The organism is Cellulomonas uda (assembly GCF_006538705.1).
Classification (GTDB): domain Bacteria; phylum Actinomycetota; class Actinomycetes; order Actinomycetales; family Cellulomonadaceae; genus Cellulomonas; species Cellulomonas uda.
In genome coordinates, this window is the sequence record NZ_BJLP01000053.1 from 19843 (window position 1) to 27391 (window position 7549).

The 7549-nt window shown below is 69.9% G+C and carries 7 protein-coding genes; 1 reads left to right on the plus strand and 6 read right to left on the minus strand.

What is annotated here, in order from left to right; translation table 11 throughout:
• Window positions 1-4: 4 nt before the first annotated feature.
• The 6 genes from CUD01_RS13745 to CUD01_RS13770 all read right to left on the minus strand — a co-directional run bounded on the left by CUD01_RS13745 (window position 5) and on the right by CUD01_RS13770 (window position 6577).
• Window positions 5-682, minus strand: a complete 678-nt coding sequence (locus CUD01_RS13745) for a PilW family protein (protein WP_141321879.1) — start codon at window positions 680-682, stop codon at window positions 5-7.
• A 2-nt stretch (window positions 683-684) separates the two neighbouring features.
• Complete coding sequence (locus CUD01_RS13750) at window positions 685-1206, minus strand: hypothetical protein (RefSeq protein WP_141321881.1); 522 nt, start codon at window positions 1204-1206, stop codon at window positions 685-687.
• A gap of 28 nt (window positions 1207-1234) precedes the next feature.
• A complete protein-coding gene (locus tag CUD01_RS13755; protein ID WP_243860755.1) occupies window positions 1235-1675 on the minus strand; it encodes a prepilin-type N-terminal cleavage/methylation domain-containing protein in 441 nt (146 codons plus the stop codon).
• 162 nt (window positions 1676-1837) lie between these two features.
• The gene (locus CUD01_RS13760) at window positions 1838-3070 is read right to left on the minus strand and encodes a type II secretion system F family protein (protein WP_141321885.1); all 1233 of its coding nucleotides are present in this window, start codon (window positions 3068-3070) and stop codon (window positions 1838-1840) included.
• Window positions 3070-4773: a type IV pilus twitching motility protein PilT gene (locus CUD01_RS17275; protein ID WP_280525827.1), complete on the minus strand. Its 1704-nt coding sequence runs from the start codon at window positions 4771-4773 to the stop codon at window positions 3070-3072. The genes CUD01_RS13760 and CUD01_RS17275 overlap by 1 nt, the downstream gene beginning before the upstream one ends.
• Before the next feature lie 124 nt (window positions 4774-4897).
• A complete protein-coding gene (locus CUD01_RS13770; RefSeq protein ID WP_141321893.1) occupies window positions 4898-6577 on the minus strand; it encodes a GspE/PulE family protein in 1680 nt (559 codons plus the stop codon).
• Window positions 6578-6855: 278 nt separating this feature from the next.
• Here CUD01_RS13770 and CUD01_RS13780 point away from each other — a divergent pair, with 278 nt between their 5' ends.
• Window positions 6856-7482, plus strand: a complete 627-nt coding sequence (locus tag CUD01_RS13780) for an alpha/beta fold hydrolase (protein ID WP_141321887.1) — start codon at window positions 6856-6858, stop codon at window positions 7480-7482.
• The last annotated feature ends 67 nt before the right edge of the window (window positions 7483-7549 follow it).

Consider the following 7549-nt stretch of genomic DNA (forward strand, 5'->3'; position numbering starts at 1 on the left):
CTGTCTACAGGGCGCACGAGACACCTCCGGGGACTTCGCCGTCGAGCTGCAGCTGACGGCGGGGGACGATCGTGGAAGCAAGGTCGACGGGGACACGCGAGGAGCCGTCCCGGAACGTGAGGGAGGCGACGATGCTGCCCGGGTACCAGGCCTCGGCATCGACGGCAGGCTCGAGCGCGGTGAACGGGGTCCCGGTGCCGAGCGCCTTGACCCCGCGTGCGACGACCGGCCACGCGGCGGGATCGACGGCGGTGGCCGGCACGCCGCTCGACTGCGCGGGAACCGTGCGCTTGTGCAGCTGGTCGCTCGCATCGAGGAACCAGGCCACGCAACGCCAGGTGGCCACGTCGAGCACCGCACCCTGGGTCGACCGCGTCTTGAGGATGAGCACGTCCCCGCGCCCGTCGAGCGGCTCGACGCCCATCGCGCTCGAGGAACGGACATCGGTCTCGACCGCGAGGCGCACGGCCGCCTGCAGGTCGTCGAACACGACCTTGGCGTCGTTGCTCGTCTGCGTCGTGTCGGTGACGGCGGACTGCGTCTGGATCGTCTTGAGGAAGAGGGAGCCGATGATCGTCAGCATGATGATCGAGATCATGCTGGCCACGATCAGCTCGACCATCGTGAAGCCCGCGTCGTCAGCGCGGGTCGACGCGTCGCGCACCTGAGGCCTCGGGACCACGATCACTCCAGTCCCAGTGCGATGCGGGTCGTGCTCGTCGCGAGCACCTTGGACGTGTCAGCGGCCTCGACGACCTTCACGGTGTAGGTGACGACCGGAGCGCTCGAGGACGTGACGCACGTGGCCGGCGAGGCTGTCGTGGTGACGATCATCCTCATCACGAGTCCTCGTCCGTCCTTGCGGTCCGCAGGCGCGGCCGCAGCGGCGACCGCGTCCCACTTGGGGCACGCCTTCACGGCGTCGAGACCTGCGACGGACGCGTGCACCGTGTCGACCTGCTCGGACGCCCACTGCGTCGCCGACTCGATCGCGCTGTTGCGGGCGGACGCGCGGATCGCGGTCAGCAGGAGGGCGATCGTCATGAGCAGGAGCAGGGCGAACAGCAGCATCGAGACCATCACCTCGACCATGCCGAAGCCCTCGTCGTCCCCACGTCTGGCCGGCAGCCACCGCGCCACGTCAACCTCCTCCGAGACACCGCTGTGGGGCACCACGTGCGTGGTGCCCCACAGCGGGACTGTCATGACTGGAACCAGTCCCAGCGGGACCAGATCAGCAGGTGGTCGAGCCGGAGAAGATCTCGCCGCTCATGTTGGTCGAGAAGTCCTCGACCTTGCCGCCGTCGACGTGCGCGCCGATGCACAGGTCGTCGAGCGAGGTGCTCGTGATCGTGATGGTGACGCCCGGGCTCGCCTGGAAGTCCTCAGGAGCGGCCGTGCCGGCGCCGCCGGTCGCCGTGAAGGTGTAGGCCGGGGCCGTGCCACCGACCGTGACCCCGGTCGCGTCGGGTGCCTCGGTCAGGACCGACGCGACCGCGATGCGGGCGTTGCCGAGGTCCGTCTTGGCCGCGGAGTCCTTGGCCTTCTTCTGCTGGTCCAGGTACACCGGGATCGCGATCGCCGCGAGGATGCCGATGATGATGATGACGACGAGGAGCTCGACGAGGGTGAAGCCCTGGTCCTTCTCGTTCATCGCCTTACGGATGCGAGCCATCATGGTGATGTCCTCTTCGATTCAAGGGAAGTGTCGATTTCAGGTTCAGCACCGGCCGCGAAGCCGGTTCAGGTAACGCATCCGGTGCATCGTCCGGGACGAGGTCCGGCTTGAGTGGCTGCGCCCCGCTGTGCCGGGAATTCACCCGGACGGCCGCGTCCGTCAGCCGATGAGGTTGAAGACGTTGAAGATCGGCAGGTAGAGCGCGACGATCATGCCGCCGACCACGAGACCGATCCCGAGGATCATGATCGGCTCGATCAGGCTCGTGAGCTGCTCGGTCGTCGCCTCGACCTCCTGGTCGTAGAACTCCGAGATCTTCTCCAACATGGTCTCGAGCGACCCGGAGTCCTCACCGACCGCCATCATCTGCGTCACCATCGACGGGAATACCTCGTGCTTTCCCAGTGGTCCGGTCAGGGACTCTCCTCGACGCACGGACTCCTGCACATCCCTGATGGCGGCTTCGATGACCCAGTTCCCGGAGACCTCGCCCACGATGTCGAGCGCCTGGAGCAAGGGCACACCGGAGGCCATCATGGTTCCGAAGTTGCGCGAGAACCGGGCAATTGCGATCTTCTCCGACAAAGCACCGAACACGGGCAGTCGCAGCCGCCACGGATCGACGAGCTGTCGCACCTTGTCGTCGTTCTTGTGCTTCTTCCACCACGACATGAAGACGATGATCGCGACCACGAGCACGGGCCCGAGCCAACGCATCAGGCTCGAGAACCACACGAGCATCTGCGTCGGGAGGGGCAGCTCTCCGCCGAGCCCTTCGAACATGTTCTTGAACACGGGCACGATGAAGATCAGCATCACAGCGACGGCGATGATCGCGATGAAGAACACGACCGTCGGATACGCCATCGCGGACTTGATCTTGCCGCGCAGCTTGACCTCTGCCTCGTAGTTGTCCGCGACAGAGATCAGTGCCTTCTCGAGGAAACCACCGACCTCGCCCGCCCGGATGATGTTGATCATCAGGGGCGGGAAGACCTCACGGTGCTTGGCCAGCGCCACCGAGAGCGCACCGCCGGTCTCGACGTCCGAACGCACCGTGCCCAGGACCTTGGCGAGCGGCTTGCTCTCGGTCTGCTCCGCGAGGATCGACAGCGTCCGCAGCAGAGAGAGGCCCGCGGAGATCATCGTGGCCATCTGCCGGGACATGACGGCGAGGTCCTTGAGCCCGACCTTCTCCCCCATGCCCGGGATGGTGATCTCGCGCTGGAGCCCGGAGGTCGACACCTCGTTGATGGAGACTGCAGCGAGCCCCATCTCGCGCAGACGGTTTGCGACGGCGGCCTGGTTGCTGGCCTCGACGCGGCCCTTGATGATCTTCCCGGACCGGTCCCGGACCGCGTACTCGAACGTCTTGCTGGCCGGCGCGACCATCACTGCACCCCGAACTGCGCACCGGCGAGCGCGGCGCCGCCCTGCGTCCCGCCGCTGAACCGCCCCGTCAGCCGGTTGAAGTCCTCGACGTGGTGGCACTTGTCGAGCCCGACCTCATGGGAGATCGTGCCCTTCTTGACCAGCTCGGACAGATGCTGGTCCATGGTGTGCATCCCTTGGGAGGCGCCCGCCTGCATCGCCGAGTAGATCTGGTGCGTCTTGCCCTCACGGATCAGGTTGCGGATCGCGGGCGTCGCCACCAGCACCTCGGTCGCGACCGCGCGGCCCGGCCCGTCGGCGCGCTTGCAGAGCGTCTGGCAGACCACGCCCTGGATCGCGCCGGCGAGCTGCGTGCGCACCTGGGACTGCTGGTGCGAGGGGAACACGTCGATGATGCGGTCGATCGTCTGGGCCGCGTCCTGCGTGTGCAGCGTCGCGAAGACCAGGTGCCCGGTCTCGGCGGCCGTCAGGGCGACGGAGATCGTCTCGAGGTCACGCATCTCGCCGACGAGGATGATGTCGGGGTCCTGGCGCAGCACGTGCTTCAGCGCGTTCGCGAACGAGAGCGTGTCGGCGCCCACCTCACGCTGGTTGACGAGCGACTTCTTGTGCCGGTGGAGGAACTCGATCGGGTCCTCGACCGTCATGATGTGGTCCTCGCGCGTCCGGTTGGCGAGGTCGACGATCGACGCGAGCGTCGTCGACTTGCCCGAGCCGGTCGGCCCCGTGACGAGCACCAGCCCACGCGGCAGACCGGCGAAGTTCCCGACGATCGCGGGCACCCCGAGGTCCTCGAGCGGCTTGATCTCGTACGGGATGACGCGGAACGCGGCGCCAATGGACTCGCGCTGCTGGTAGATGTTCACGCGGAACCGGGCCAGCCCACGCACGGCGTAGGAGAAGTCGAGCTCGAGGTTCGCCTCGAACGTCTCGCGCTGCTTCTGCGTGAGGATCGCGTACAGCGCGCGGCGCAGCGGCTCGGGCGACATCTGGCCGAAGCCCTCGAGCGGCTTGAGCGAGCCGGAGATGCGGACCATGGGCATCGCGCCGGTGGTCAGGTGCACGTCGGACGCCCCGAGCTCGACCATGCGCGTGAGCACCTTGTCGATCGGCAGGTCGCCCTCCTGGGCCTCCTGCGCCATGCCGACGCGGGCGACCGGGGCGCGGTCGCGCGGACGCTTGTCGTCACCGGCCGGCGCCGACGCGGCGGGACGGGCGGGCGCGCCGGGGGCGGGGGCCGCCGCGGGAGCGGGTGCGTAGCCGGCCGGTGCTCCGGAGGCCGTCGGTGCCGCGGGGCCCGGCGTGAACGTCGCGGGTGCCGTCGGCGCCCCCGCGGGCGTGAACGTCGTCGGGGCCGGGGTCGGCGTGAACGTCGTCGGCGGGCCACCCGGGACGAACGCGGGCTGCGCGCCCTCGGCCGCCCGGGCGTACGTCGGGTGCGCGGGCGAGCCGCCGGGCGCGAAGGCCGGCTGCGGGAACTGCTCCCGCACGGCGGCGACGGACAGCGGCGCGCTGCTCGTCGGCGGCGCCGACGAGGCGGGCGCGGCCGGCATGACCGGCGCACCGGTCGACTGCGACGGGATCGGCGAGAACATCGTCGGTGTCGCGGGCGGTACCGGCTCGCCCGCCTGCGGCCCCGCGGGGCGGAACGGCGGCAACGGCCGAGCAGGCTCGCCCGCCGCCGGCTGGTAGTACTCGCTCACGTCATTCCCCTCTCGGGTGCCGCGCGGTGCGCGACGCCAGGCCGACTGGTCCCGGAGCGTTCATCGGCGGACGTCTGACCCGACTTGAGGTGATCGCTCCGGCTTCTTCACCCCTTCGCGCAGGTCAGGCGACGACGCGCAGGATCTCCTCGATGGACGTCTGCCCGAGTGCGACCTTGTGCCAGCCGTCGTTGCGCAGCGAGGTCATCCCCTGCTTGACGGCCGTCGACGCGATCTCCGCGGCGGACGCGTGCGCGACGGCGAGCCGCTCGATGTCCTCCGTGACGCGCATGACCTCGTGCAGCGCGAGGCGGCCCTTGTAGCCGGTCTTCGAGCACGCGGTGCACCCACCCGGGCGGAACAGCTCCGGGACCGGCTCGCCGGGCATCCAGGGGAACCGGGCCGCCTCCATCTCCTCGGGGCTCGGCTGGTACGGCACCTTGCACTTCGGGCACAGGCGGCGGGCGAGCCGCTGGGCGACGACGCAGTCGAGCGCGGAGCCCACGAGGAACGGCTCGATGCCCATCTCCGTGAGACGCGTGACCGCCGAGGGTGCGTCGTTGGTGTGCAGCGTCGAGAGCACGAGGTGGCCCGTGAGTGCCGCCTCGATCGCGATCTGCGCGGTCTCGTGGTCGCGGATCTCACCGAGCAGGACGACGTCCGGGTCCGAGCGCAGGATCGAGCGGAGCGCCGCGGCGAACGTCAGGCCGGCCTTCGGGTTCATCTGGACCTGGTTGATGCCCGCGAGCCGGTACTCGACCGGGTCCTCGACCGTGATGACGTTGATCTCGGGCTTCGACACCGCGTTGAGCGTCGCGTACAGCGTCGTCGACTTGCCGGAACCGGTCGGACCCGTCACCAGGATCATCCCGTACGGCTTGGTGTACGACTCCTTGTACGTCTCGTAGTTGTGGTCGAGGAACGACAGGTCGCGCAGGTCGAGGCTCGCCGTGGAGTTGTCGAGGATTCGCATGACGATCTTCTCGCCCCACACCGTGGGCAGCGTCGCCACGCGCAGGTCGATCTTGCGCCCGTTGTGCACCACCGACATGCGGCCGTCCTGCGGCTTGCGCTTCTCGGCGATGTCGATGTCGCTCATGATCTTGACGCGGCTCGTCACGCCACCGGTGATGTTCTTGGGCGAGCGCTGCATCTCGTGCAGCACGCCGTCGATCCGGTACCGGACCCGCAGGTCGTGCTCGGTCGGCTCGATGTGGATGTCCGACGCCCGGTCGGTGATCGCCTGCGTCACCAGCAGGTTCACGTAGCGCACGATCGGCGCGTCGTCCTCGACGAAGTCGCCGAGCTTCGACAGGTCGGCGGCCGCCTGCTCCTCGGCCTGCGACTCCTCGAACGCGTTGGACAGGTCCTCCATCTCGCCGTCGGCGCGCACGAACCGGTCGATGGCCCGCAGCACGTTGTCGTACGTCGCGATCACCGGCATGACCTGCATCCGTGAGACGGTGCGCACGTCGTCGATCGCCATCACGTTGCCGGGGTCGGCCGTCGCGACGACGAGCACGCCCTGGTCGATCCGGATGGGCAGGACGGTGTACCGGCGGCACAGCGCGGCGGGCACGATCGCCACCGCGGCCCGGTCCACGGGGTACTCGTCGAGGTCGACGAACGGCATGCCCGCCTGCGCGGCGAGCGCCTGGACCAGCTGACCCTCGGTGAGCACACCGAGCTCGACGAGCGTGCGTCCGAGCGAGGACCCGGCTGTCATCTGCTCGTCCAGCGCGGACAGCAGCTGCGCCTCGGTCACCAGGCCTTCCTCGAGCAGGATCTCGCCCAGCTGCTTCACGGCACCTCCCATGGCACGACGGTCGTCATCGCACCTATCGGCACCCGGTGGCCCGCGCCTGAGGTGATCGGGCCGATCACGACGATCCCGGCCGGCACTCCCCCGCCGCGCCCAGGAACGGCGCGTATGCTCACCGCACCTCGCGACCCGGGAGACCCACCATCACCACCGTCCCGCACCACCCCGCACCGACCGCCACACCCGCCGTCACACCCACCGCGGTCGTCGCCGCGGCCACCGCAGCTGCGCACGACGAGTCGGGTGCACGGCCGATCGTGATGGTGCACGGGACCCGCACCTCGTCGGCCATCTGGGCGCCGCAGGTCGCCGAGCTCGAGCGGCTGGGGCACCCGACGCTCGCGATCGACCTGCCCGGGCACGGGGCGCGCGCCCACGAGCGGTTCACGCTCGACGGTGCGCTCGAGGCCGTCGACGCGGCGGTCCGCTCGTTCGACACGCCGCCGCTGCTCGTCGGTCTGTCCCTCGGCGGCTACGTGAGCCTCGCCTACGCGGGCCGGCACGAGCACACCATCGCCGGCGTCGTGGCCGCGGGCTGCTCGACGCAGACCCGCGGGCCGCTGCTGCGCGCCTACCGCCGGCTGTCCACGTGGGTCACGAGCGCGCTGCACCTGGGCGGCGGGACCTGGCACGTCGTGACCGACATGCTCGCCGCGCTCGCCACGTGCTCGCCGCTCGCGGACCTGCGCCGCCTGAGCCTGCCCGTGTGGCTCGTCAACGGCCGGCGGGACCCGCTGCGCCTCGAGGAGCGCCGCTACCTGCGCGCGCACGCCGGCGCGCGGCTGACCGTGGTCCCCCGCGCGGGGCACGACGTCAACACGCACGCGCCCGACGAGTTCAACCGCATCCTCGTCGACGCGTTGCAGGAGCTCGCGCCCCGCTCCTGACCCGGCGGCGCACCACCACGCACGACGAAGGCCCGCCGCGACCACCCGTGAAGGGCGGCGCGGCGGG